Source organism: Enterobacter sp. Bisph1 (assembly GCF_000814905.1).
Lineage (GTDB): Bacteria > Pseudomonadota > Gammaproteobacteria > Enterobacterales > Enterobacteriaceae > Kosakonia.
The window spans coordinates 140,465-164,969 of record NZ_JXAG01000031.1 but is presented as its reverse complement, the minus strand read 5'-3'; the positions used below and the strand labels follow the sequence as shown (position 1 = coordinate 164,969).

At 55.3% G+C, this 24,505-nt stretch carries 22 protein-coding genes; 16 read left to right on the top strand and 6 right to left on the bottom strand.

All coding sequences use genetic code 11. From position 1 onward, the window contains the following. Positions 1 to 248: 248 nt before the first annotated feature. Positions 249 to 632, top strand: a complete 384-nt coding sequence (gene grcA, locus RW65_RS06765; protein WP_039055935.1) for an autonomous glycyl radical cofactor GrcA — start codon at positions 249 to 251, stop codon at positions 630 to 632. 45 nt (positions 633 to 677) lie between these two features. On the opposite strand, the gene srmB is transcribed toward grcA, so the two are convergent. Beyond that, positions 678 to 2,009 carry an ATP-dependent RNA helicase SrmB gene (srmB, locus tag RW65_RS06760; RefSeq protein ID WP_039055934.1) on the bottom strand — a complete coding sequence of 444 codons (1,332 nt, stop codon included), beginning with the start codon at positions 2,007 to 2,009 and terminating at the stop codon, positions 678 to 680. A gap of 131 nt (positions 2,010 to 2,140) precedes the next feature. Here srmB and trmN point away from each other — a divergent pair, with 131 nt between their 5' ends. Further along, positions 2,141 to 2,878, top strand: coding sequence for a tRNA(1)(Val) (adenine(37)-N(6))-methyltransferase TrmN (gene trmN / locus RW65_RS06755; protein ID WP_039055933.1), 738 nt, complete (start codon positions 2,141 to 2,143; stop codon positions 2,876 to 2,878). Here the strand turns inward: trmN and nadB are convergent. After that, on the bottom strand, positions 2,863 to 4,482 hold the full coding sequence (nadB, locus tag RW65_RS06750; protein ID WP_039055932.1) for an L-aspartate oxidase: 1,620 nt from the start codon (positions 4,480 to 4,482) through the stop codon (positions 2,863 to 2,865). The two genes, trmN and nadB, sit on opposite strands and share 16 nt — an antisense overlap. A gap of 422 nt (positions 4,483 to 4,904) precedes the next feature. On the opposite strand from nadB, the gene rpoE reads away from it, so the two are divergent. The 11 genes from rpoE to acpS all read left to right on the top strand — a co-directional run bounded on the left by rpoE (position 4,905) and on the right by acpS (position 14,336). After that, positions 4,905 to 5,480 (top strand): RNA polymerase sigma factor RpoE, encoded by a 576-nt coding sequence (rpoE, locus tag RW65_RS06745; protein ID WP_039055931.1) that lies wholly within the window; start codon positions 4,905 to 4,907, stop codon positions 5,478 to 5,480. 30 nt (positions 5,481 to 5,510) lie between these two features. After that, complete coding sequence (rseA, locus tag RW65_RS06740; protein WP_039055930.1) at positions 5,511 to 6,158, top strand: anti-sigma-E factor RseA; 648 nt, start codon at positions 5,511 to 5,513, stop codon at positions 6,156 to 6,158. Beyond that, positions 6,158 to 7,111, top strand: a complete 954-nt coding sequence (gene rseB / locus RW65_RS06735) for a sigma-E factor regulatory protein RseB (protein WP_039055929.1) — start codon at positions 6,158 to 6,160, stop codon at positions 7,109 to 7,111. The genes rseA and rseB overlap by 1 nt, the downstream gene beginning before the upstream one ends. Then, complete coding sequence (gene rseC, locus RW65_RS06730; protein ID WP_039055928.1) at positions 7,108 to 7,587, top strand: SoxR-reducing system protein RseC; 480 nt, start codon at positions 7,108 to 7,110, stop codon at positions 7,585 to 7,587. Before rseB ends, rseC begins: the two co-directional genes overlap by 4 nt. A gap of 156 nt (positions 7,588 to 7,743) precedes the next feature. Continuing rightward, positions 7,744 to 9,543, top strand: a complete 1,800-nt coding sequence (gene lepA / locus RW65_RS06725; protein WP_039055927.1) for a translation elongation factor 4 — start codon at positions 7,744 to 7,746, stop codon at positions 9,541 to 9,543. Between the two features lie 15 nt (positions 9,544 to 9,558). Further along, the gene (gene lepB, locus RW65_RS06720; RefSeq protein ID WP_039055926.1) at positions 9,559 to 10,533 is read left to right on the top strand and encodes a signal peptidase I; all 975 of its coding nucleotides are present in this window, start codon (positions 9,559 to 9,561) and stop codon (positions 10,531 to 10,533) included. A gap of 210 nt (positions 10,534 to 10,743) precedes the next feature. Then, the gene (gene rnc / locus RW65_RS06715; protein ID WP_039055925.1) at positions 10,744 to 11,424 is read left to right on the top strand and encodes a ribonuclease III; all 681 of its coding nucleotides are present in this window, start codon (positions 10,744 to 10,746) and stop codon (positions 11,422 to 11,424) included. Then, positions 11,421 to 12,332, top strand: a complete 912-nt coding sequence (era, locus tag RW65_RS06710; protein ID WP_039055924.1) for a GTPase Era — start codon at positions 11,421 to 11,423, stop codon at positions 12,330 to 12,332. Before rnc ends, era begins: the two co-directional genes overlap by 4 nt. A gap of 122 nt (positions 12,333 to 12,454) precedes the next feature. Then, the gene (gene recO / locus RW65_RS06705; RefSeq protein ID WP_039055923.1) at positions 12,455 to 13,162 is read left to right on the top strand and encodes a DNA repair protein RecO; all 708 of its coding nucleotides are present in this window, start codon (positions 12,455 to 12,457) and stop codon (positions 13,160 to 13,162) included. Positions 13,163 to 13,224: 62 nt separating this feature from the next. Further along, the gene (gene pdxJ / locus RW65_RS06700; RefSeq protein WP_039055922.1) at positions 13,225 to 13,956 is read left to right on the top strand and encodes a pyridoxine 5'-phosphate synthase; all 732 of its coding nucleotides are present in this window, start codon (positions 13,225 to 13,227) and stop codon (positions 13,954 to 13,956) included. Next, positions 13,956 to 14,336 (top strand): holo-ACP synthase, encoded by a 381-nt coding sequence (gene acpS, locus RW65_RS06695; RefSeq protein WP_039055921.1) that lies wholly within the window; start codon positions 13,956 to 13,958, stop codon positions 14,334 to 14,336. The genes pdxJ and acpS overlap by 1 nt, the downstream gene beginning before the upstream one ends. Here acpS and RW65_RS06690 read toward each other — a convergent pair. The 3 genes from RW65_RS06690 to RW65_RS06680 all read right to left on the bottom strand — a co-directional run bounded on the left by RW65_RS06690 (position 14,333) and on the right by RW65_RS06680 (position 16,872). After that, a complete protein-coding gene (locus tag RW65_RS06690) occupies positions 14,333 to 14,593 on the bottom strand; it encodes a YfhL family 4Fe-4S dicluster ferredoxin (protein ID WP_039055920.1) in 261 nt (86 codons plus the stop codon). The two genes, acpS and RW65_RS06690, sit on opposite strands and share 4 nt — an antisense overlap. A 56-nt stretch (positions 14,594 to 14,649) precedes the next feature. After that, positions 14,650 to 15,498: a MurR/RpiR family transcriptional regulator gene (locus tag RW65_RS06685; protein WP_039055919.1), complete on the bottom strand. Its 849-nt coding sequence runs from the start codon at positions 15,496 to 15,498 to the stop codon at positions 14,650 to 14,652. A 129-nt stretch (positions 15,499 to 15,627) separates the two neighbouring features. Further along, a complete protein-coding gene (locus tag RW65_RS06680; protein WP_039055918.1) occupies positions 15,628 to 16,872 on the bottom strand; it encodes an MFS transporter in 1,245 nt (414 codons plus the stop codon). 192 nt (positions 16,873 to 17,064) lie between these two features. On the opposite strand from RW65_RS06680, the gene yfhb reads away from it, so the two are divergent. Beyond that, positions 17,065 to 17,700: a phosphatidylglycerophosphatase C gene (yfhb, locus tag RW65_RS06675; protein WP_039055917.1), complete on the top strand. Its 636-nt coding sequence runs from the start codon at positions 17,065 to 17,067 to the stop codon at positions 17,698 to 17,700. A gap of 60 nt (positions 17,701 to 17,760) precedes the next feature. Beyond that, entirely contained in the window at positions 17,761 to 18,270 is a 510-nt protein-coding gene (gene tadA / locus RW65_RS06670; protein WP_039055916.1) for a tRNA adenosine(34) deaminase TadA, read from the top strand. Positions 18,271 to 18,280: 10 nt separating this feature from the next. Here tadA and mltF read toward each other — a convergent pair whose 3' ends face one another. Beyond that, positions 18,281 to 19,840: a membrane-bound lytic murein transglycosylase MltF gene (gene mltF / locus RW65_RS06665; RefSeq protein ID WP_039055915.1), complete on the bottom strand. Its 1,560-nt coding sequence runs from the start codon at positions 19,838 to 19,840 to the stop codon at positions 18,281 to 18,283. Positions 19,841 to 20,109: 269 nt separating this feature from the next. Between mltF and purL the strand changes: the two genes are divergently transcribed. Continuing rightward, positions 20,110 to 23,997 carry a phosphoribosylformylglycinamidine synthase gene (gene purL / locus RW65_RS06660; protein ID WP_039055914.1) on the top strand — a complete coding sequence of 1,296 codons (3,888 nt, stop codon included), beginning with the start codon at positions 20,110 to 20,112 and terminating at the stop codon, positions 23,995 to 23,997. Positions 23,998 to 24,505: the final 508 nt, after the last annotated feature.

Genomic DNA, 24,505 nt, shown 5'->3' with positions numbered 1-24,505 from the left:
TCAAGGCAGCCGTGTTTTGCTAAAAAAATTTTAAAGATTTACAAAAATTTTAAGAGCGTGCTACGGGCGTAACTTGATATAAAACAATAATATTCCCTTATGCCCTTTTTCTGTGTGTGGTTTTTCTTGATTTAAATCAAGGTTTGACCAGTGCCAGACTGGTATATAAACAACCAGACAACAATGGTTTTACCAATTGGCCGGAAGGCGTCCGGCAAATCAAATAATGTGCCTAAGGGAGGCTATTCATGATTACGGGTATCCAGATTACTAAAGCTGCCAATGACGACCTGTTGAACTCATTCTGGCTGCTTGATAGCGAAAAAGGCGAAGCACGTTGCGTATGCGCCAAAGGGGGTTTTGCAGAAGATGAAGTGGTTGCCGTCAGCAAACTCGGTGAAATCGAATACCGCGAAGTGCCGATGGAAGTTAAACCTGAAGTGCGCGTAGAAGGCGGTCAGCATCTGAACGTTAACGTACTGCGTCGCGAAACGCTGATGGATGCGGTTGAACATCCGGAAAAATATCCGCAGCTGACCATTCGTGTATCAGGTTACGCAGTGCGTTTTAACTCACTGACGCCAGAACAACAGCGCGACGTTATTGCGCGTACCTTTACTGAAAGCCTGTAATAGGCTTGCGTAAAAACAAAAACGCCGGGAAATCCCGGCGTTTTTTTACTCTTCTTTCTCTTGCGGCGCGCTATTTGCGGCGCTCGGTTTACGTCTTTTACCGACGTTTTTGGTATCGCGATGGCGCTGTTTGACGCGCGGCTTCTCTTTGGCCTCTTTTTTCTTCTCTTCGCGTTTCGCCAGCACTTTCTTCGATGGTTTACCGGTCAGCTTTTCACTCGGCGCGCGCGTTTGCGGGCGTAACTCATCGATTACGCGCGGCTTCAGCGGTTCTTCAACGTAACGGCCCACTTTCCCCAACAGTAAATGGTCGTGCGCTTCAACCAGCGAAATGGCGATACCCTTACGGCCCGCGCGGCCGGTACGGCCAATACGGTGCAAATAGGTATCCCCGCTACGCGGCATATCAAAGTTGATGACGTGGCTAACATCGGGAATATCAATACCGCGAGCGGCAACATCGGTGGCGATCAGGACATTTACGCGGCCATCCGTCAGGCGGCTAATCGCTTCGGTACGCTTGGCCTGCACCATTTCGCCTTCGAGATAGCAGTTATTGATTCCCGCTTCACGCAGCCAGTTTGCCAGCTCATGCACGCGCTCGCGCTTGCGCACAAAGACGATAGAGCGGCTCATTTCAGGCTGTTTGAGCAGATGAACCAGCAGCGCGGTTTTGTGCGCCAGGTCATCGGCGCGGTAGTACCACTGATGGATCTTCTTACGTTCGCGCGTCGAAGGTGTCGCGGAAACTTCCACCGGATCTTCCAGCAGACGCTCGGCGAAATTTTTAATCGCGTCGCCTTCCAGCGTCGCGGAGAAGAGCATGGTCTGCTTGCGCCAGCGGGTTTCACCGGCAATATGCTCGATATCCTGCGCAAAGCCCAGATCCAGCATGCGGTCCGCTTCATCAAGGATCAGGGTTTCTACCGCGCGGCAGTCAAAATTCTCTTCTTTTATATATTGCAGTAGCCGTCCGGTAGTAGCGACAACGATATCCTGGTTCTCGCTGAACACTTCAGCGTGGTTCATATAGGCAACACCACCGGTAATGGTAGCGATATCCAGATGCGTGTTCGCAGCCAGTTCACGCGCATGATCGGCAACCTGCATTGCCAGCTCGCGGGTTGGCGTCAGGATCAGGATGCGCGGCGGGCCGGATTTCTTACGCGGGAAGTCCAGAAGATGCTGCAACGCGGGCAGCAGATATGCCGCCGTTTTACCGGTGCCGGTTGGCGCGGAGCCAAGAACATCACGGCCTTCAAGCGCAGGCGGAATGGCGGCGGCCTGGATGGCGGTCGGGCGTGTGAAGCCTTTGTTCTGGAGCGCATCCAGCAGGCTCTCGTCAAGTTCGAGTTCGGAAAAAGTCGTTACAGTCATGTTCTACCTCTGTGTGGGGCGCTGATTATAGACGTTACGGCTGCAATCTTCATCTGTTGTCTGCTTATCGCTTTTCCGGCGCTTCGCTTTCCCCTATGCTAAACCCGTTTCTGAATCGAGGTTGTAAAAAAATGCTCCAGCCCAAGCCGCAATTGCGTCGTGATGGCTTCACCTTTAAAGAGTTCTTTGTTGCACACGATCGCTGCGCCATGAAAGTCGGCACCGATGGTGTGATGTTAGGGGCCTGGTCACCGGTTTCCAAAGCAAGACATGTGCTGGATATTGGCACCGGCAGCGGGCTGTTAGCATTAATGTTGGCGCAACGTACTTCCCAGGACGTCGCCATCACCGCCGTAGAACTGGATCAGCAGGCGGCTGAACAGGCGCGGACAAATGTCCAGGCTTCGCCGTGGAACCAACGCATTACGGTCCATCAGGCGGATATCCGCCAGTGGAGTACGGAAAATACCGCGCGCTATGATTTGATTGTCAGCAACCCGCCCTATTTTGACGAAGGGGTACAATGCGCCACGCCGGAGCGCGACAAAGCCCGTTATACCACCACCCTTGATCACCAGGCATTACTGGAGATTGCCGCCGCGCTGATAACGGAAGAGGGCTTTTTCTGCGTTGTGTTGCCGATTGAAGGCTGCGAAGTATTTACCGCTAAGGCGCTAAAGCTTGGCTGGCATCTGCGTTTGCGCACCGATGTCAGCGAAACGGAGAGCCGCCTGCCGCATCGTGTCCTGCTGGCGTTTTCACCGCGAGACGGCGAACTGTTTGCCGATCGGCTGGCGATCCGCGGGCCGGATCAGCGCTACTCGGAGAGTTATACCGCGCTGACCCAGGCGTTTTACCTGTTTATGTAAGTTTGCGGGGCCAGCACTGTCGGGCCGGATTCCGGCAGTAAATCGGGGTAATCAAGGGTGTAATGCAGCCCGCGACTCTCTTTACGCGCCATCGCACAACGGACAATAAGCTCGGCGACCTGCACCAGGTTGCGCAACTCCAACAGGTTATTCGAAACGCGGAAATGAGCGTAATACTCATCGATTTCCTGTTGCAGCAGCGTAATACGGCGCAGTGCGCGTTCGAGGCGTTTGCTGGTGCGCACAATACCCACGTAATCCCACATAAACAGCCGTAATTCATGCCAGTTATGCTGAAGAATGACGCGTTCATCGGCATCATCGACGCGGCTTTCATCCCACGCAGGCAGCGTCATCTCCGCTTCTGCCTGCGGTATCCGGCGAGCGATATCTTCTGCCGCTGACCAGCCATACACCAGGCACTCCAGCAGCGAATTTGAGGCCATGCGGTTCGCGCCATGCAAACCGCTATAGCTCACTTCCCCGACGGCGTAGAGCCCGTTCACATCCGTTTGCCCCCGCTCGTCAATCATTACCCCGCCGCAGGTGTAATGCGCAGCCGGTACAATGGGCACCGGTTCTTTGGTTAAATCAATGCCCAGCCCAAGCAGCTTTTCATAAATCATCGGGAAATGGTGACGAATAAATTCCGCGGGCTTATGGCTAATATCGAGATACATGCACTCCACGCCGAGGCGCTTCATCTCATGATCGATAGCGCGGGCAACTACATCCCGTGGCGCTAACTCTCCTCGCGGGTCAAAATCGGGCATAAAACGGCTGCCGTCCGGGCGTTTTAAATGCGCGCCTTCGCCACGTAACGCCTCAGTAAGCAGAAAATTACGCGCCTGCGGATGGAACAGAGCGGTCGGGTGGAATTGGTTAAACTCCAGATTCGCTACCCGGCAACCCGCACGCCAGGCCATCGCAATGCCGTCGCCGGAAGCAATATCGGGGTTGGTAGTGTACTGATAGACCTTCGATGCGCCGCCAGTCGCCAGCACCACGGCTTTCGCCTGGCAGGTTTCAACGTGCTCTTTATTACGATTCCACACCCAGGCGCCTACAACGCGGCGCATGCCCGGCAGGCCGATTTTGTCGGAAACAATCAAATCGACGGCATTACAGCGCTCAAGGACGCGAATATTAGGATGGCTAAGGGCCTGGCTGACGAGGGTATTTTCTACCGCTTTGCCGGTGGCATCAGCGCTATGCAGAATACGCCGATGGCTGTGCCCGCCTTCACGCGTCAGGTGGTAGCTGGTTTCGCCGTTGGTAGCCACTTCAGTATCGAAGGAAACGCCCTGATCGATAAGCCACTGCACACACTGGCGCGCGTTGCTGGCGACAAACTCCGCTGCGTGACGCTCAACGATGCCGGCACCCGCAATCAACGTATCTTCTACATGAGATTCGATGCTATCGGTTTCATCAAATACCGCAGCAATGCCGCCCTGGGCATAAAACGTCGATCCTTCGCTAATCGGTCCCTTGCTTAAAACAATGACTTTATGCAGGGCGGCAAGCCGCAAAGCTACGGAAAGCCCGGCCGCGCCGCTGCCAATAACCAGCACATCACAGGAGTATTCAGGAGTCGTTTTCATAGCGTGTTTAATTTACTAAACAGTGTTGGCGCAGCATAGCACCACACTTCGCCAGGGATCACTATTTTTTGCGTGGTTTGTATGAACGACTAAACAAGGGAAGCGGATAAGGGTAGGGCACGCAGGAAAAAAGGGTTTGCGAAGCAGTTTGTTAGGGAAGATGTATTAGAGGTGAAAAAAAAGCGGTATTGCGTTACTCTCTGGCGATCTTGAGCGCTTTTCTTAAGAAAACACATTGGTCAAAGTTTGCGGACTTATAATGAGTGAGAATGAAAAGTCTGACAACGATGCACAAAAACAAAGGCGTAACGGAACTTTATTCCGGACCGGCCCTCTAACTCGCTGCTTGCTCATATAGTGCAGTTTGGGAGTGGCGTTTCTGGATACGCGTGGAAATTGGTTTTGGGGAGACTTTACCTCGGATGAGCGAGCAGTTAACGGATCAGGTCCTTGTCGAACGGGTCCAGAAAGGAGATCAGAAAGCCTTTAACTTGCTGGTGGTACGCTACCAGCACAAAGTGGCGAGTCTGGTTTCCCGGTATGTCCCTTCGGGCGACGTGCCTGATGTCGTACAAGAGTCATTTATAAAAGCTTATCGCGCGCTTGATTCATTCAGGGGGGATAGTGCTTTTTATACCTGGCTATACCGAATTGCGGTTAATACAGCGAAAAATTATCTGGTCGCTCAAGGGCGCAGGCCGCCAGCCAGTGATGTTGACGCGATTGAAGCAGAAAACTTGGAAAGTGGCGGTGCACTGAAAGAAATTTCGAACCCTGAGAACTTAATGTTGTCAGAAGAACTGCGACAAATCGTTTTCCGCACCATTGAGTCGCTCCCGGAAGATTTACGCATGGCTATAACGTTGCGGGAGCTGGATGGCCTGAGTTATGAAGAGATTGCGGCCATCATGGATTGTCCGGTAGGTACCGTGCGTTCGCGTATCTTCCGTGCGCGGGAAGCTATTGATAATAAAGTTCAACCGCTTATCACGCGCTGAATATAGCGGGATACTGAAAAGGTATTAGGCATGCAGAAAGAACAACTTTCCGCCTTAATGGATGGTGAAACGCTGGATAGCGAGCTGCTCGTTGAGCTGTCTCAGGATCCAGAAATGCAGAAAACCTGGGAGAGCTATCACCTCATCCGCGATTCCATGCGTGGTGATACGGCCGAACTCCTCCATTTCGATATCTCCGCCCGCGTTATGGCCGCTATCGAAAATGATGCTCAAGCACCGGCGCCGTTAATCCCGGAAGCGCAGCCCGCCCCGCATCAGTGGAAGAAAATGCCGTTCTGGCACAAGGTTCGTCCGTGGGCCAGCCAACTGACTCAAATGGGCGTTGCCGCCTGCGTATCCCTTGCCGTTATTGTCGGAGTTCAGCACTATAATGGTCAGACTGAAGCAACCCAACAACCCGAAGCGCCGGTATTTAACACGCTGCCGATGATGGGCAAAGCCAGCCCGGTCAGTTTAGGTGTTCCGGCTGATACCACGGCGAATGCCGGTCAGCAGCAGCAGGTGCAGGAACAGCGCCGCCGCATTAATGCCATGCTGCAGGATTACGAACTGCAACGCCGTTTGCACTCCGAGCAGCTTCAGTTTGAGCAGGCGCAAACCCAGCAGGCTGCTGTACAAGTGCCAGGAAATCAAACTTTAGGAACGCAATCGCAGTAATGAAGCAACTTTGGTGTGCCATGTCTTTTGTGGCTGCTGGCCTGTTGTTATCTGCAAACGCCTCGGCTGATACATCCTCCGGGGCGTTGTTGCAGCAAATGAACGTGGCAAGCCAGTCGCTCAACTACGAACTCTCTTTCGTCAGCATCAACAAGCAGGGTGTTGAATCGTTACGCTACCGGCATGTCCGTCTTAACGATCGGCCTCTCGCGCAGCTGTTGCAAATGGACGGGCCGCGCCGCGAAGTTGTGCAGCGTGGTAATGAGATCAGCTATTTCGAACCGGGGCTTGAACCTTTCACGCTGAACGGCAATTTTATTGTCGATTCACTGCCTTCGCTGGTTTATACCGACTTTAAACGTCTTTCTCCTTACTACGATTTTATCTCCGTAGGACGCACGCGTATTGCCGACCGGCTTTGCGAAGTAATTCGCGTCGTGGCCCGTGACGGCACCCGCTATAGTTACATCGTGTGGATGGATGAGGAGACGCGTCTGCCGATGCGCGTTGATTTGCTCGATCGTGATGGCGAAACCCTTGAGCAGTTCCGCGTCATCGCTTTCACCGTGAACGACCAGGTGACCAGCAGCATGCAAACGCTGGCGAAAGCGACTCTGCCGCCGCTGCTTTCCCTGCCTTCGGGGGATCAAGTTGTCTTTAACTGGGAACCCACCTGGCTGCCGCAGGGGTTTAGTGAAGTCTCAAGCAGCCGCCGCCAGTTGCCGACGATGGATGTTCCCGTTGAATCCCGCCTCTATTCCGACGGCTTGTTCAGCTTTTCCGTGAACGTCAATCGCGCCAATCAAAACAGTAGCGATCAAATGCTGCGCACCGGTCGCCGTACCGTGAGTACATCGGTGCGTGAAAATGCCGAAATTACCATTGTCGGCGAACTGCCACCGCAAACCGCAAAACGTATTGCGGACAGCCTCAAATTTAGGGCCGCGCAATGATTAAAGAGTGGGCGACCGTCGTCTCATGGCAAAATGGCAGCGCGCTGGTTGAGTGTGATGTCAAAGCCTCCTGCAGCAGTTGCGCTTCGCGCGCAGGCTGCGGCAGTCGGGTGCTGAATAAACTCGGCCCGCAAACCACCCATACCATTGCAGTACCCTGCGCCGAGCCGTTAGTTGTCGGGCAGAAAGTGGAATTGGGTATCGCCGAGAGCAGCCTGTTGGGTTCAGCGGTGCTGGTTTATATGTCGCCGCTGGTCGGGCTGTTTGCGATGGGCGCTATTTTCCAGACGCTGTTTGGCGAGGATCTCGCGGCGTTTTGCGGCGCGGTGCTTGGCGGCGTCGGCGGTTTCTTACTTGCGCGCGGTTTATCGCCCAAGCTTGCCACCCGCAGCGAATGGCAGCCGGTTATCCTTAGCGTCGGCCTGCCGCCGGATCTTATCCGTGTCGACAGCGCATCTGCTGAAAGCCGACCGTAATATCCTCGTTAAGTCTTACGATAACCGCGCGGTTTTTCTGCCTGGTATCACCATTTCCCCGCATTGTTGTTGTAGTGTAGAATGCGGCGTTTCAGTACATCGACGTCAGGCGCGAACAGGCCTCTTAGTTACTCGTAAGGCATAAAAACTCACTCTATGAAGAATATTCGTAACTTTTCGATCATCGCTCACATCGACCACGGTAAGTCGACGCTGTCTGACCGTATCATCCAGATTTGCGGGGGTCTTTCCGATCGCGAAATGGAAGCTCAGGTTCTTGATTCCATGGATCTTGAACGTGAACGCGGCATTACCATTAAGGCACAAAGCGTTACGCTGGATTATAAAGCCAACGATGGTGAAACTTACCGACTGAACTTTATCGATACCCCCGGTCACGTTGACTTCTCCTACGAGGTTTCCCGTTCGCTCGCCGCCTGTGAAGGCGCGCTGCTGGTGGTCGATGCAGGGCAGGGCGTGGAAGCGCAGACGCTGGCAAACTGCTATACGGCCATCGAAATGGATCTCGAAGTGGTGCCGGTACTGAATAAAATCGATCTGCCTGCCGCCGACCCTGAGCGTGTTGCAGAAGAGATTGAAGATATCGTTGGTATCGACGCCACCGATGCCGTGCGTTGCTCGGCGAAAACCGGCGTTGGCGTACCCGATGTGCTGGAACGCCTGGTCCGCGATATTCCGCCGCCGGTAGGCGATGCGGACGGGCCGCTGCAGGCGCTGATCATCGACTCCTGGTTCGATAACTACCTGGGCGTGGTTTCTCTGGTGCGTATTAAAAACGGCACCATGCGCAAAGGCGACAAAATTAAGGTGATGAGCACCGGGCAGGTTTATAACGCTGACCGTCTGGGGATCTTCACGCCAAAACAGGTTGATCGCACCGAGCTCAAGTGTGGCGAAGTGGGCTGGCTGGTTTGTGCAATTAAAGACATCCTTGGCGCGCCGGTGGGTGATACCCTGACGTCTGCCCGTAATCCGGCGGATAAAGCGTTGCCGGGCTTTAAGAAGGTGAAACCGCAGGTTTACGCCGGTCTGTTCCCCGTCAGCTCTGACGATTATGAAAACTTCCGCGATGCGCTGGGCAAACTGAGCCTTAATGATGCCTCGCTGTTCTATGAGCCGGAAAGTTCTACCGCGCTGGGCTTCGGTTTCCGCTGTGGCTTCCTCGGTCTGCTGCACATGGAGATCATTCAGGAACGTCTTGAGCGTGAATACGATCTGGATCTGATCACTACCGCACCGACGGTTGTATACGAAGTGCAGACCACTAACAAAGAAATTATCTACGTCGACAGCCCGTCGAAGCTGCCGCCGCTGAACAATATTGAAGAGCTGCGCGAACCTATTGCCGAATGTCATATGCTGCTGCCGCAGGAGTATCTGGGCAACGTTATTACGCTGTGTGTGGAAAAACGCGGTGTGCAAACCAATATGGTTTACCACGGCAATCAGGTTGCGCTGACTTACGAAATTCCGATGGCGGAAGTGGTTCTGGACTTCTTCGATCGTCTGAAGTCAACCTCGCGCGGCTATGCTTCGCTGGATTACAACTTCAAACGTTTCCAGGCTTCTAACATGGTGCGCGTTGATGTGCTGATCAACGGCGAGCGAGTCGATGCGCTGGCGCTGATCACCCATAACGAGAATGCGCCTTACCGTGGCCGCGAACTGGTGGAGAAGATGAAAGATCTGATCCCGCGTCAGCAGTTTGATATCGCGATCCAGGCGGCGATTGGCAACCACATCATTGCCCGCTCAACGGTCAAACAGCTGCGTAAAAACGTTCTGGCGAAATGCTACGGCGGTGACGTAAGCCGTAAGAAAAAGCTGCTGCAGAAACAGAAAGAGGGTAAGAAACGCATGAAGCAGGTCGGTAACGTCGAGCTGCCGCAGGAAGCGTTCCTGGCCATTCTGCATGTAGGCAAAGACAGTAAATAATCTTAAGGAGTTGGCATGGCGAACATGTTTGCCCTGATCCTGGTGATCGCGACGCTGGTGACGGGTGTTTTATGGTGCATGGATAAGTTTATTTTTGCACCAAAACGCCGGGAACGTCAGGCCGCTGCGCAGGTTGCGACAGGCGATGCGCTCGATGAGAAAACGTTGAAAAAGATCGGTCCGAAGCCAGGCTGGCTGGAGACCGGTGCCTCCGTTTTCCCGGTGCTGGCGATTGTGCTGGTGGTGCGTTCGTTTATCTACGAACCGTTCCAGATCCCGTCGGGTTCGATGATGCCAACCTTGCTGATCGGCGACTTTATTGTGGTGGAGAAGTTTGCCTACGGCATTAAAGATCCGATTTATCAGAAAACGCTGATCGAAACCGGGCATCCGAAACGCGGTGATATTGCGGTATTTAAATACCCTGACGATCCGCGTCTGGATTATATCAAGCGTGTTGTCGGCCTGCCGGGCGATAGAGTCTCCTACGATCCGGTGGCTAAACAAGTTACCGTGCAGCCGAACTGCAGCTCCGGGCAGGCGTGCGGCAGCGCGTTGCCGGTGACCTACAGCAACGTGGAAGAGAGCGATTTTGTGCAGACCTTCGGTCGTCGTTCCGGCGGCGAAGCCAGCAGCGGCTTCTTCTCGTTACCCAAAGGCCAGAGGCTGTCCGATGGCGTACGCTTAGCTGAACGTAAAGAGACGCTGGGCGAGGTCACGCACCGCATTCTGACGGTGCCTATCGCGCAGGATCAGGTCGGCATCTACTATCGCCAGCCCAACCAGCCGCTGGCCAGCTGGATTGTGCCGCCGGGTCATTACTTTATGATGGGCGACAACCGTGATAACAGCGCAGACAGCCGCTACTGGGGCTTTGTGCCGGAAGCGAATCTGGTCGGCCGCGCCACGGCAATCTGGATGAGTTTCGAAAAACAAGAAGGTGAATGGCCAACAGGCGTCCGCTTAAGTCGTATCGGCGGCATTCATTAATTCACCGGGGCGCACGCATTGCGCTTGCGCCCCGAATTATTTGCAAGATTATTCCCACCAGGCTAACGACAACCCCGGTCGTTGCGTATAGAATATTCCCCCTAAGTTTAGGCTGGTTCCCACGGGCACCACAGCACACGAAACCGCGTTGGTTTTCTCAGGTCGGTTTCGTGTGCTGCATTGTTGACGCATTTATTTATTTGGTATCGCATGAACCCCATCGTAATTAATCGGCTTCAGCGGAAGCTGGGCTACACTTTCCAACATCATGATCTGTTGCAGCAGGCGTTAACGCATCGCAGCGCCAGTAGCAAACATAATGAACGCCTCGAATTTCTCGGCGACTCCATTTTAAGCTATGTGATTGCTAATGCGCTCTATCACCGTTTCCCGCGTGTGGATGAAGGGGATATGAGCCGGATGCGCGCGACGCTGGTACGTGGAAACACGCTGGCAGAAATCGCCCGTGAATTCGAACTGGGTGAATGTCTGCGCTTAGGGCCGGGCGAATTGAAAAGCGGTGGTTTCCGCCGTGAATCGATCCTGGCGGATACCGTTGAGGCATTAATCGGCGGGGTCTTCCTCGACAGCGATATTCAGACCGTCGAACAACTCATCCTGAGCTGGTATCAAACCCGCCTCGATGAAATTAGCCCCGGCGATAAACAAAAAGATCCGAAAACGCGCCTGCAGGAGTTTTTGCAGGGTCGCCATCTGCCGCTGCCCTCCTATCTGGTGGTGCAGGTGCGGGGCGAAGCGCACGATCAAGAATTTACTATCCACTGCCAGGTCAGCGGCCTGAGTGAACCGGTGGTAGGCACGGGTTCCAGCCGTCGTAAGGCGGAGCAGGCTGCCGCCGAACAGGCGCTGAAAAAACTGGAGCTGGAATGACCACTGAAACTGAAAAGAGTTACTGCGGGTTTATCGCCATCGTTGGACGTCCCAACGTCGGTAAATCAACGCTTTTGAATAAACTGCTCGGGCAGAAGATTTCGATCACTTCCCGCAAAGCGCAGACCACGCGCCACCGCATTCTCGGTATCCATACCGAAGGGGAATATCAGGCGGTTTACGTCGATACCCCCGGTCTGCATATGGAAGAGAAGCGGGCCATCAACCGTCTGATGAACAAAGCGGCCAGTAGCTCTATCGGTGACGTTGAGCTGGTAATTTTCGTCGTTGAAGGCACGCGCTGGACGGCGGATGACGAAATGGTGCTTAACAAGCTGCGCGACGGCAAAGCGCCGGTGATCCTCGCGGTTAACAAGGTCGACAACGTGCAGGAAAAAGCGGACCTGCTGCCGCACCTGCAGTTTTTAGCCAGCCAAATGAACTTCCTCGATATCGTGCCGCTCTCGGCGGAAACCGGTACTAACGTTGATACCATCGCCAGCGTCGTGCGTAAGCACCTGCCGGAAGCGGTTCACCACTTCCCGGAAGATTACGTCACCGACCGCTCACAGCGCTTTATGGCCTCGGAAATCATCCGTGAAAAACTGATGCGTTTCCTCGGCGCAGAGCTGCCGTACTCGGTAACGGTAGAGATCGAACGCTTTATCACTAACGAGCGCGGTGGGTATGACATCAACGGGCTGATCCTCGTTGAGCGCGAAGGGCAGAAGAAAATGGTGATTGGCAATAAAGGCGCCAAAATTAAAACCATCGGTATTGAAGCCCGTAAAGATATGGAAGAGATGTTCGAAGCCAAAGTTCACCTTGAACTGTGGGTGAAGGTGAAATCCGGCTGGGCCGACGACGAGCGCGCGCTGCGTAGTCTCGGTTATGTAGACGATCTTTAAGCGCCTGCTCTCGATAGTTTGTGGGTTGCAGGCGGGCGGCAAGAAGATGAAATTTTTGGCGCTGACGTTTATCTGCGCGCGCCTTGTGCGCAGGCTCCTGCAATCTGAACGACGAGAATAATATGGAAGGCTGGCAGCGCGCCTTTGTTCTGCATAGTCGCCCGTGGAGCGAAACCAGCCTGATGCTGGATGTTTTCACGGAAGAGTCAGGCCGCGTGCGCCTTGTGGCTAAAGGCGCGCGTTCCAAACGTTCTAATCTAAAAGGCGCATTGCAGCCTTTTACCCCCTTGCTGGTTCGCTTTAGCGGGCGTGGCGAAGTCAAAACGCTGCGCAGCGCAGAAGCCGTCTCCCTTGCGCTACCGTTGAGCGGCATCACGCTATACAGCGGTCTCTACGTTAACGAACTTATCTCCCGCGTCCTCGAACATGAAACGCGCTTCTCCGATCTGTTTTTCGATTATCTGCACTGTATTCAGGCGCTGGCAGGCGTAACCGGCTCGCCGGAAGCGGTGCTGCGTCGCTTTGAGCTGGCGCTGCTGGGGCACCTGGGCTATGGCGTCGATTTCCTTCACTGTGCGGGCAGCGGCGAGCCGGTCGATGATGTAATGACCTATCGTTACCGGGAAGAGAAGGGCTTTATCGCCAGCGTAGTGCTGGACAACAGCAGCTTTACCGGGCGGCATTTACGCGCCCTGGCGGAGCGGGAATTTCCCGACATCGACACGTTACGCGCCGCAAAACGCTTTACCCGCATCGCGTTAAAGCCGTATCTTGGCGGCAAACCGCTTAAAAGCAGGGAGCTGTTTCGGCAGTTTATGCCGAAAAGGTAAAAATTAACCGGGCGGGCGCGGCGAGGGTCGCGCCACAACCTTTGAGAACATTGAGGATTGTCATGGCTGAATTACTGTTGGGCGTCAACATCGATCATATTGCCACTTTGCGTAACGCGCGCGGTACGGCGTATCCGGATCCGGTGCAGGCGGCCTTTATCGCTGAACAGGCGGGTGCCGATGGGATCACGGTGCATTTGCGTGAAGACCGCCGCCATATTACCGATCGCGATGTGCGCATTTTGCGCCAGACTCTGCATACGCGCATGAACCTCGAAATGGCGGTCACCGAAGAGATGCTGGCCATTGCCTGCGAAACTCAGCCCCATTTCTGCTGCCTGGTGCCGGAAAAACGTCAGGAAGTGACTACTGAAGGCGGGCTGGATGTCGCCGGACAGCGTGAGAAAATGCGTAATGCCTGCCAGCGCCTCGTCCAGTCGGGGATTCTGGTCTCGCTGTTTATCGATGCAGACGTTGAGCAGATCAAAGCCGCCGCCGAGGTTGGCGCACCCTATATCGAAATCCATACCGGCTGTTACGCCGATGCCGAAAACGACGCTGAGCAGGCCAAAGAGCTGGCGCGCATTGCCAGCGCCGCAACGTATGCAGCTAGCCTGGGTCTGAAGGTCAATGCCGGGCATGGCCTGACTTATCACAACGTCAAAGCCATTGCTGCGCTGCCGGAAATGCATGAGTTGAATATCGGCCACGCCATTATTGGCCGCGCGGTGATGAGCGGTCTGCAAGAGGCGGTGGCAGAGATGAAACGTCTGATGCTGGAAGCGCGTGCATAATGGCAATTCTTGGGCTGGGAACCGATATCGTTGAGATAGCCCGCATCGAAGCGGTGATCGCCCGCAGTGGCGATCGCCTGGCGAAACGGGTGCTCAGCGATAACGAATGGGCGCTCTACCAGGCGCATCAGCAACCGGTACGCTTTCTGGCGAAGCGCTTTGCCGTTAAAGAGGCGGCGGCGAAAGCCTTTGGCACCGGTATCCGCAACGGTCTTGCGTTTAATCAGTTCGAAGTGTTTAACGATGCTTTAGGTAAACCGAGCCTGCGTCTGTGGGATGAAGCGCTACTGATGGCAGAACGGCTGGGCGTGCGAACCATGCACGTGACGCTGGCGGACGAGCGCCATTACGCCTGCGCGACGGTGATTATCGAGAGTTAAATCTTATCGGCGTGGTGCAGCAGAACAAATTTATCCCACAGCTGTTCTTCTGTTTCCACGCGTGCGGTATCTTTCAAAATAGTGTTCGGGATCGGGCACACTTTCTGGCAGGTAGGCGTTTCGTAGTGGCCGACGCACTCGGTACAGCGATCGCTGTTAATCTCATAAATGCTGTCGCCCATCGAAATGGCTTCGTTCGGACATTCCGGCTCGCACATATCGCAGTTGATACATTTTTTGGTAATTAACAGCGCCATCAGGAAATTCTCAGAAACAACACCAACAGGGCGGGCATTATACGATCAAATCCTGCTCAAACCAGTTTTTTCACCAGCTCTTCGCTGTGGCGAATACGTTCCGGCGCATGTTCCAGATCCTGCTGCACCAGCGCCATAAACAGTAAGTCCGTCAGCATCATTTGCGCGCTGGTGGAAGAGATCGCCGCGCTGCGTGTCGCCTGCTCTTCCGCAATAGTGTACAGACAGTGGGTGGCGCGCTGCTGCAGCGCATTAGGGGTAAAGCCGGTTATCGCCAGAATTTTGCCGCCGACGCGCAGCGTCTCATCCGCCGCCATATTAATCTCACGGCGCTCGCCGCTATAAGAGACCGGCAGCAGCAAATCCCCCGGCGCCATCGCCTGGACGGTTGCCAGCAGCGCGTGCATATCCTGCTCAACCACCGCATTCAGACCGATCTTCATCAGTTTCCAGCCAAAGTTACGCGCCACCAGCCCGGAAGCGCCAATGCCCGTCAGGACAACACGTTTCGCCTCGCGTAGCATACGCACGCTGTGGATCAGTTTCTCTTCACTGTTCACATCCAGCGAAGCATGCATCGCGCTCTGGTACTCTTTAATTAGCTTCTCACCGACAACCCTTAGGGCATCGTCGCCGCGAATTTGGTTATGCACCGGGACTGACCAGGGGTTGCTGTTGCTGGCCAGCGCTTCGCTGATCGCCAGTTTCATCGCCGGGAAACCTTTAAAATCCATTTTCTGCGCGAATTTCACCACGCTAGACTGGCTAACGCCCGCTTCAGCCGCCAGCTGTTGCGAACTCAGATGGCGGGCGCGATCGGGATTTTCCAGCAGAAACTCCGCCAGTTTTCTATCGCTTTGCGCAAGGCTGGGATAGCGCTGGCGAATGCGAATTAAGCAATTCATAAGATCTCCGGGAGCAAAACCCATCCGCGACAGGCTGTCGATGAACGAATTTAATATTCCAATAATTGATAGTAATTATGAATTAAAAATTCTTTCAGTACAAAGCATCCCAGCAAAGGTTAATGGCTTTTATGAGGCGTCACGCAAATCATGCTGTTTGAGCTGCACAGAATTATCGAGCCGACGAATAGCCGGGGTCAGGCTGGCAACAAGGGAGGCGATCACCACCGCCGTCGCCGAGGCGATCAAAACCTTGCTGGTGCCATAGTGCATTGCCAGCGGCCCGGCCGCCAGCTCACCGACCGGAATAGCGATAAATGACCCCATCGCATCATAGGCATAAACGCGCGCCAGCTTCTCGGGGGGAATATGGGTTTGCAGTGATTGCGCCCACGCTACGCCAAACAGACCAAAGCTGACGCCCGCGAGGAAAAAAACGCCCATCAACCATGGGGCTGGCACGCTCTGGCTAAGCAGCCCGGTCGGAAGGGCGCAGATGCCCACTAATATCACACCGATAAATAAATCCCGCCGCGGACGCCAGCGCAGCGCAAGGAACGAGCCGACAATCAGGCCAACGCTCTGCGCGGCGACGATGATCCCCCAACTGGCACGGCCAAAGGAGGCATCGGCAATCACCGGTCCCAGCACCATCACCACGCCGCTAAAGGCGGCATTAATAATGGTGAACTGCACCACAATCACCCACACCCAGGCGCGGCTGATAAACTCTTTCCAGCCGTCGCGCAGATCGTGGAGGATATGGGTTTGCGCAGCCGTTGCCTGAATGGCACCACTGCGAATCAGCAGATAGAGCGGTGCCGAGGCGGCAAATCCGAGTGCGTCAATCGTCAGCCCCCAACCAGGACCGACGGCGCTGGTGAGGATGCCGCCAAGGGATGCGCCAATCACCGTTCCGCTATAAATACCGAGCTGAATAAACGCATTGGCTTCGCGCAGGTTATGGGCCGGTACCGTTTGCGGCACCAACGCGGAGGAGGCCGGTAGCGCGATGCCCGCCGCCGCGCCGTTAATCGTGCCGAGTAACGCCAGAAGCATCACCGTTGCCGACCCGTCCAGCACCAGCCAGGCAACCATCCCTTGCGAACAGGCGGCCACCAGCGAGGAAACAACCAGCACCCGGCTGCGCGAATAGCGATCGGCCAGCACGCCGCCCAGCAGCAAAAACGCCACGTTAAACAGCGAACGTGCGGCCACCACGATCCCCAGTTCGGCGGCGGATCCGCCTATATCCAGCACGGCAAACGCCAGTGCAATAGGCGCAATGCCGTTGCCCAACACCGTTAGCAGGCGGGCAAAAAAGAGTCGGCGAAAGGGGGCAAAATGAAAGGCGCGCGTGGTGTGTGATGTCATTAGGATCGCAATTAATAAAGGTTCAGGCCGAAGTCGAGGATATTTGTCTGGTTAACCCAGGCGCTTATTATTGCAGGTATCGATGTCTGATTGTTACCGGAAAAGTGAGGTTCTATCTGTTAGGCTATTAAATGAGGGATCGCCAGAAGGAGAGAGTCGGCGGTCGAAGGTTAACCAACGGAGGATTACCATTTGGCTAACAGCGAGCGCCGCGTCGTTTTTTTTGACCTTGATGGAACCCTGCATCAGCAGGATATGTTTGGCACGTTTCTACGCTTTGTTCTGCGTCATCAGCCATTAAACGCATTGCTGGTGCTGCCTTTGCTGCCGGTAATTGGCGGCGGGTTATTAATCAAAGGCCGCGCCGCGCGCTGGCCGATGAGTTTGCTGCTGTGGGGCTGCACCTTCGGTCATAGCGAACGCCATCTGTATGCCTTGCAGGAAAAATTCGTCAGCTGGTTTCGCAGCCACGTCACCGCCTTTCCGGTGGTGCAAACGCGGCTCACCAACTACCTTGCGGCGTCCGACGCCGATATCTGGCTGATTACCGGTTCGCCGCAGCCGCTGGTGGAGCAGGTCTATTTTGATACCCCATGGCTGCCGCGCGTCAACTTGATTGCCAGCCAAATCAGCCGCCGTTACGGCGGCTGGGTGCTCACCATGCGCTGCCTCGGGCATGAAAAAGTGGCCCAGCTTGAGCGCAAAATCGGCACTCCGCTGCGCCTTTACAGCGGTTACAGCGACAGCAAACAGGACAACCCGCTGCTCTATTTTTGCCAGCATCGCTGGCGCGTCACGCCGCGTGGCGACCTGCAGCAACTGGAGTAGTGTCGAACCGATGACGGCTGTGTATAATGCGCCCCGCCTGAATCAATGGAGTAACACCCTGTGTCCAATCCTGAACTGACCCATGATCACTGGATGCGCCATGCGCTGACGCTAGCTCAGCGCGCCTGGAACGAGGGGGAAGTGCCCGTTGGCGCGGTGCTGGTGCATAACGGCCAGGTCATAGGCGAGGGCTGGAACCGGCCGATTGGTCGCCACGATCCCACCGCCCATGCGGAGATTATGGCGCTGCGTCAGGGCGGGCTGGTGCTGCAAAACTACCGTCTGATTGATACGGTTCTCTATGTCACGCTGGAGCCCTGCGTGATGTGCGCAGGCGCAATGGTGCACAGCCGAATCGGCCAACTGGTGTTTGGCGCGCGGGATGCAAAAACCGGCGCGGCGGGATCCCTGATTGATGTGTTGCACCATCCGGGAATGAATCACCGGGTAGAGATAATCGAAGGGGTATTACGCGATGAGTGCGCCGCCATGCTCAGTGACTTTTTCCGCCACCGTCGGCTGGAGAAAAAAGCGCTGAAAAAAAACGCTGGCACATCACCGACGCAGTAAAATTCTGGCATTAATGTTTAACCTTTACCGGCTGTTGAACCAGCGTGTCCGGTTGCAGTAAAGGATTACGCGGGAAAGCGTCATTAGCAGTTAAGGCGCTAAAGGGCAGCACGCCATAGTTCGGGCGATTAAGCTCCTCGGTCGACACCGCCGGATAGTTTTGTGCCATCTTCAGTGTTCTGGCAGCATTCTTCTCTTTTTCCAGCAAATAGCCCACCAGACTGATTTCATACTTACGGATATTTTCCACATAGGCATAGGCCTCATGGCCGCGGGCATAACCGTAAGTTAGCTTACTGTAATAGGGCTTCTGGCTGAGCAGCGGCAGGCGCTGTTTGACGTCCGCCCAGCTGTCCGGGTTGCCTTTGGTCTTTGCCGTCAGCGCGCGGGCATCGAGCATATGGGCATAACCCATATTGTAAGCCGCCAGTGCGAACCAGATTTTTTCATCCTGCGGTACGCTGTCCGGCACCTTGCTCATCATATCGACCAGGTAGCGCGCGCCGCCGCTGATACTCTGCTCTGCATCGGTGCGATCGTTTAAACCTAAGCTTTGCGCCGTATTGCGGGTGAGCATCATCAGCCCGCGAACGCCGGTGGGTGAGGTTGCCTGCGCATCCCAGTGCGACTCCTGATAAGAGATAGCCGCCAGTAACCGCCAGTCGATCTGCTGGGCGTATTTTTCAAACAGCGGTTGCAGATCCGGCAGCACGCTATCGATAGCGCGTAAAAAGGCACGCGTGTCGACATAATCAAAATCGTCGCCGTGACCGAGATATTTTTCCTCAAGTCTGGCGAGCGTGCCGTCCTCATTAATATTGTTGAAAAAATCGAGCATCGCCGCCGACAGGGTATTATCGTCATCGCGTTTACTAAACCAGGTCACCGGCTGCTCATCGGTAATATCCAGCGCCACCGCCAGTTCAGGATGTACGCGTTGAAAAAGACTGATCGCTACAGAATCGGCAATGGTGTAACTCAGCTTGCCTTCGACCACCTGCTGCAGCAGGGCGTTGGTACCGAGTTTCTCTTCAACCGTCCAGCTGAGTTGCGGATACTTAGTCTCTTTAATCACCCGCAGATCGTCCAGTGCGACATGGCCAGGCGCAATGGTCAATTGACTGGCATTGACGGATTCCAGCGTGCGCGGTCGGTAGCTGCCCACGCGATAAACGAGCTGCTGGGATACGGAGTAGTAAACCGGGCCGGTTTGGTAGGTTTTGACGCGCTCGCTGTTATAGACCAGTCCGGCGGCGAGCATATCGGCGTCGTCATTGTCCAGATCGTCAAACAGTTGGCTAATATTCTGCCGCACCGTCACTTTTAATTTCACGCCGAGATAATCGGCAAATTGTTTGGCGAGCTCGTAATCCAGGCCGGTGGTTTTGCCATCAATAGTGGAATAGGTGAGGGGCGTGGCAATAGTACTGACGCGCAATTCTCCGCGGGCTTTGATCGCCGCGATACGGTTGTCAGCTATGCCACCCCATGGCACAGAAGGCCACAGCGCCGCTGCCAGCAGCAGGGTAACAATGCCGATGAGCAGATAATTAATCTTAAATCTTTTCAAGGAGTTAATTCTCTGCGCCGTGCTTTGCCTCGGAAGGTTTTCGTGCTGATAACGGTAATATATATCGGTGAATGAGCGGCATTCTGCGTAACAAAACGCCAGTTGGCAACTAATTACAGTATTCGGCGACAGCGATTAGGAAAAATTTACCGTGATTTTATTTCGACGCAAACGGTTTCGTCGCCGCGCAGGATTCTCTATAATGGCGCCCGTTTTCCCCTGCACACTTTGAGCGTCCCCGACGCTTCGTAATCGAAGACGAGAGACTTATGATGGAAATTCTGCGTGGTTCGCCTGCATTGTCCGCTTTCCGTATCAACAAACTGCTGGCACGCTTTCAGGCCGCCAACCTCCCGGTAAGCAACATTTACGCCGAATACGCCCACTTTGCCGACCTGAATGACGGGCTGACGGAAGAGGAGTATGCACGGCTCCAGCGCCTGCTGGAATATGGCCCAAGCCTTAGCAGCCATACGCCGAGCGGAAAATTACTGCTCGTCACGCCACGTCCCGGCACCATCTCTCCCTGGTCTTCTAAAGCTACCGATATCGCCCACAACTGCGGCCTCAATAAGATTAACCGTCTTGAACGCGGCGTCGCGTATTACATCGACGCGACCGGGCTGACCGGTGCGCAGTGGCAGGACGTTGCGGCCGAACTGCATGACCGCATGATGGAGAGCGTCTTTACCGCGCAAAGCGACGCGGAGCGCCTGTTTGAACATCATCAGCCTGCGCCGGTGCAGAGCGTTGATCTGCTCGGTAAAGGCCGTCAGGCGCTGATTGACGCCAACCTGCGGCTTGGTCTGGCGCTGGCGGATGATGAAATCGACTATCTGCAGCAGGCGTTTACCCGTCTTGGGCGCAACCCGAATGACATCGAACTCTATATGTTCGCGCAGGCGAACTCTGAACACTGCCGGCATAAAATTTTCAATGCCGACTGGGTGATTGACGGTGAGCAACAGCCGAAGTCGCTGTTCAAAATGATCAAAAACACCTTCGAGCAAACCCCGGATTTCGTGCTGTCAGCTTATAAAGATAACGCTGCGGTGATGGAAGGCTCGGAAGTAGGCCGCTTCTTCGCCGACCGTGGCGAAGGGCGTTACGACTACCATCAGGAAGCGACGCATATTCTGATGAAGGTGGAAACCCATAACCACCCGACGGCGATCTCTCCGTGGCCGGGAGCGGCGACAGGCTCCGGCGGCGAAATTCGTGACGAAGGGGCGACCGGACGTGGGGCGAAGCCAAAAGCGGGACTGGTCGGCTTCTCGGTCTCTAACCTGCGTATTCCAGGCTTTGAACAGCCGTGGGAAGAGGATTTTGGCAAACCGGATCGCATTGTTACGGCGCTGGATATTATGACCGACGGCCCGCTGGGCGGCGCGGCGTTTAATAACGAATTTGGTCGACCGGCGCTGAATGGGTATTTCCGCACCTATGAAGAGAAAGTGAACAGCCACAACGGCGAAGAGCTGCGCGGCTATCACAAACCAATCATGCTGGCGGGCGGCATCGGCAATATTCGCGCCGATCACGTGCAGAAAGGCGAAATTACCGTGGGCGCGAAACTGATCGTGCTCGGCGGTCCGGCAATGAATATCGGTCTCGGCGGCGGCGCGGCCTCGTCAATGGCTTCGGGCCAGTCCGATGCGGATCTTGATTTCGCCTCTGTACAGCGCGACAACCCGGAAATGGAGCGCCGTTGCCAGGAAGTTATCGACCGCTGCTGGCAGCTTGGCGATGCCAACCCAATCCTCTTTATTCATGATGTCGGTGCGGGCGGTCTGTCGAATGCCATGCCGGAACTGGTCAGCGACGGGGGTCGCGGCGGCCGTTTTGAGCTGCGCGATATCCTCAGCGATGAGCCAGGCATGAGCCCGCTGGAGATCTGGTGTAACGAATCCCAGGAGCGTTATGTGCTGGCAGTAGAGGCCGACAGGCTGGCGCTGTTCGACGAAATGTGCCGCCGCGAGCGTGCGCCGTACGCGGTGATAGGTGAAGCCACCGAGGCACAGCACCTGACGCTAAACGACCGGCACTTTAACGATCAGCCGATTGATATGCCGCTGGATGTGCTGCTGGGCAAAACGCCGAAGATGACCCGCGATGTTGAGTCTCGTCAGGCGACGGGCGACGCGCTGAATCTGCAGGGAATCACCATTGCCGATGCGGTCAGTCGCGTTCTGCACCTGCCGACGGTGGCGGAAAAAACCTTCCTCGTCACCATTGGTGACCGTACGGTAACCGGTATGGTCGCTCGCGATCAGATGGTCGGTCCGTGGCAGATACCGGTAGCAAACTGCGCGGTGACCACCGCCAGCCTCGATAGCTACTACGGTGAAGCGATGGCCCTTGGCGAACGCGCGCCGGTGGCGCTGCTGGACTTTGCCGCCTCGGCCCGTCTGGCGGTGGGGGAAGCGCTCACTAACATTGCGGCGACGCAGATTGGCGATATCAAACGTATCAAGCTTTCGGCGAACTGGATGGCGGCGGCCGGGCACCCTGGCGAAGACGCCGGCCTGTACGCGGCGGTGAAAGCGGTAGGCGAAGAGCTTTGCCCGGCGCTGGGGTTAACCATCCCGGTGGGTAAAGACTCGATGTCGATGAAAACCCGCTGGCAGGAAGGCAGCGAGCAGCGTGAGATGACCTCGCCGCTGTCGCTGGTGATCACCGCCTTTGCCCGCGTCGAAGATGTGCGCCGCACGGTTACCCCGCAGCTCTCCACGGAAGAGAATGCCCTGTTACTGATTGACCTGGGTAACGGTAACAACGCACTGGGCGCGACTGCGCTGGCGCAGGTTTACCGCCAGTTGGGGGATAAACCGGCGGATGTGCGTAACGTTGAGCAACTGAAAGGCTTCTTTGACGCCATGCAGGCGCTGGTAGCGGAACGTAAACTGCTGGCCTATCACGATCGTTCCGATGGCGGCCTGCTGGTGACGCTGGCAGAAATGGCCTTCACCGGCCATTGCGGTATCAATGTCGATATCGCATCGCTGGGAGAGGATTGTCTGGCGGCGCTATTTAATGAAGAGCTGGGCGCGGTAATTCAGGTACGTGCCGCCGACCGTGAAGCGGTTGAGAGCGTGCTGGCGGCCTATGGTCTGAAAGAGTGCGTCCATTATCTGGGGCGCGCCGTTGCCGGCGATCGCTTTGTGATTGAGGCCGCAGGCCAGGCCGTGTTTAGCGAAAGCCGTACCCAGCTGCGCATGTGGTGGGCGGAAACGACCTGGCAGATGCAGCGCCTGCGCGATAACCCGGAGTGCGCGGATCAAGAACATCAGGCGAAAGCCAATGACAACGATCCGGGCCTCAATGTGAAACTCTCGTTTGATATTAACGAAGATATCGCCGCGCCGTACATTGCCCGCGGCGCACGCCCGAAAGTGGCGGTACTGCGCGAACAGGGCGTTAACTCACATGTTGAAATGGCTGCGGCATTTCACCGTGCCGGTTTTGATGCCATTGATGTGCATATGAGCGATCTGCTGGCAGGCCGTACCGGGCTTGAGCACTTCAATGCGCTGGTTGCATGCGGCGGCTTCTCCTACGGCGATGTGCTGGGCGCTGGTGAGGGATGGGCGAAATCGATTCTCTTCAACGACCGCGTTCGTGATGAGTTCGAAACCTTCTTCCATCGCCCGCAAACGCTGGCTTTAGGGGTGTGCAACGGTTGCCAGATGATGTCGAACCTGCGCGAACTGATCCCCGGAAGCGAGCTGTGGCCGCGCTTTGTGCGTAACCATTCCGATCGCTTCGAAGCACGCTTCAGCCTGGTGGAAGTGACGCAAAGCCCATCGCTGCTGCTGAGCGGAATGGTCGGTTCACGGATGCCGATTGCCGTTTCTCACGGTGAAGGCCGCGTGGAAGTGCGCGATGGCGCGCATCTGGCGCAGCTGGAGAGTAAAGGGCTGGTGGCGCTGCGCTACGTTGATAACACCGGCGCGGTGACGCAAACCTACCCGGCAAACCCGAACGGCTCACCGAATGGTATTACCGCCGTAACCAGCGAAAGCGGCCGCGTGACTATCATGATGCCGCACCCGGAACGCGTATTCCGCACCGTCTCGAACTCCTGGCACCCGGAAAACTGGGGCGAGGATGGCCCGTGGATGCGCATCTTCCGCAACGCCCGTAAGCAACTGGGCTAATAGTCGCGCTCAGCATAAGCCCTCTTCTTCGCAAGAGGGTTTTTTTTGCCCGTATAAAAGTGTATTCATTTCACGACAATCGCGGTTATCAGGCGTCTCCAAATGGAGACATTTAACCTATTGAATATAATGTATTTATTTTTTATGGCGCGACTGTGTTGCTAAACAGCGACAGTCTGGCGAAATGATAAGCACATCACACTTTTATTTTTTATATTTAAAATTATTAAAAATCAATAATTTAAATTATAAGTGAAATGTTGGCACAAACCCTGCATAATACTGCCCAGTGGCTCATTCACCCTCTTATGTCAGCCCCTTCGGGACGCGCTACATAAACTTCGAATGACGCACATAAAGGTGCCTGCCGTCCAACTACTGATTATTGCTCTGCTTTATCAGGTCCGGGCGCAACGTCGAGTAAGGCACCGCCTAATTTCATCACAAAGCCGGGTTAATACCCGGCTTTGTTGTTTCTGGCTTTTAGCAAATCAGTTAGCATCTCTGA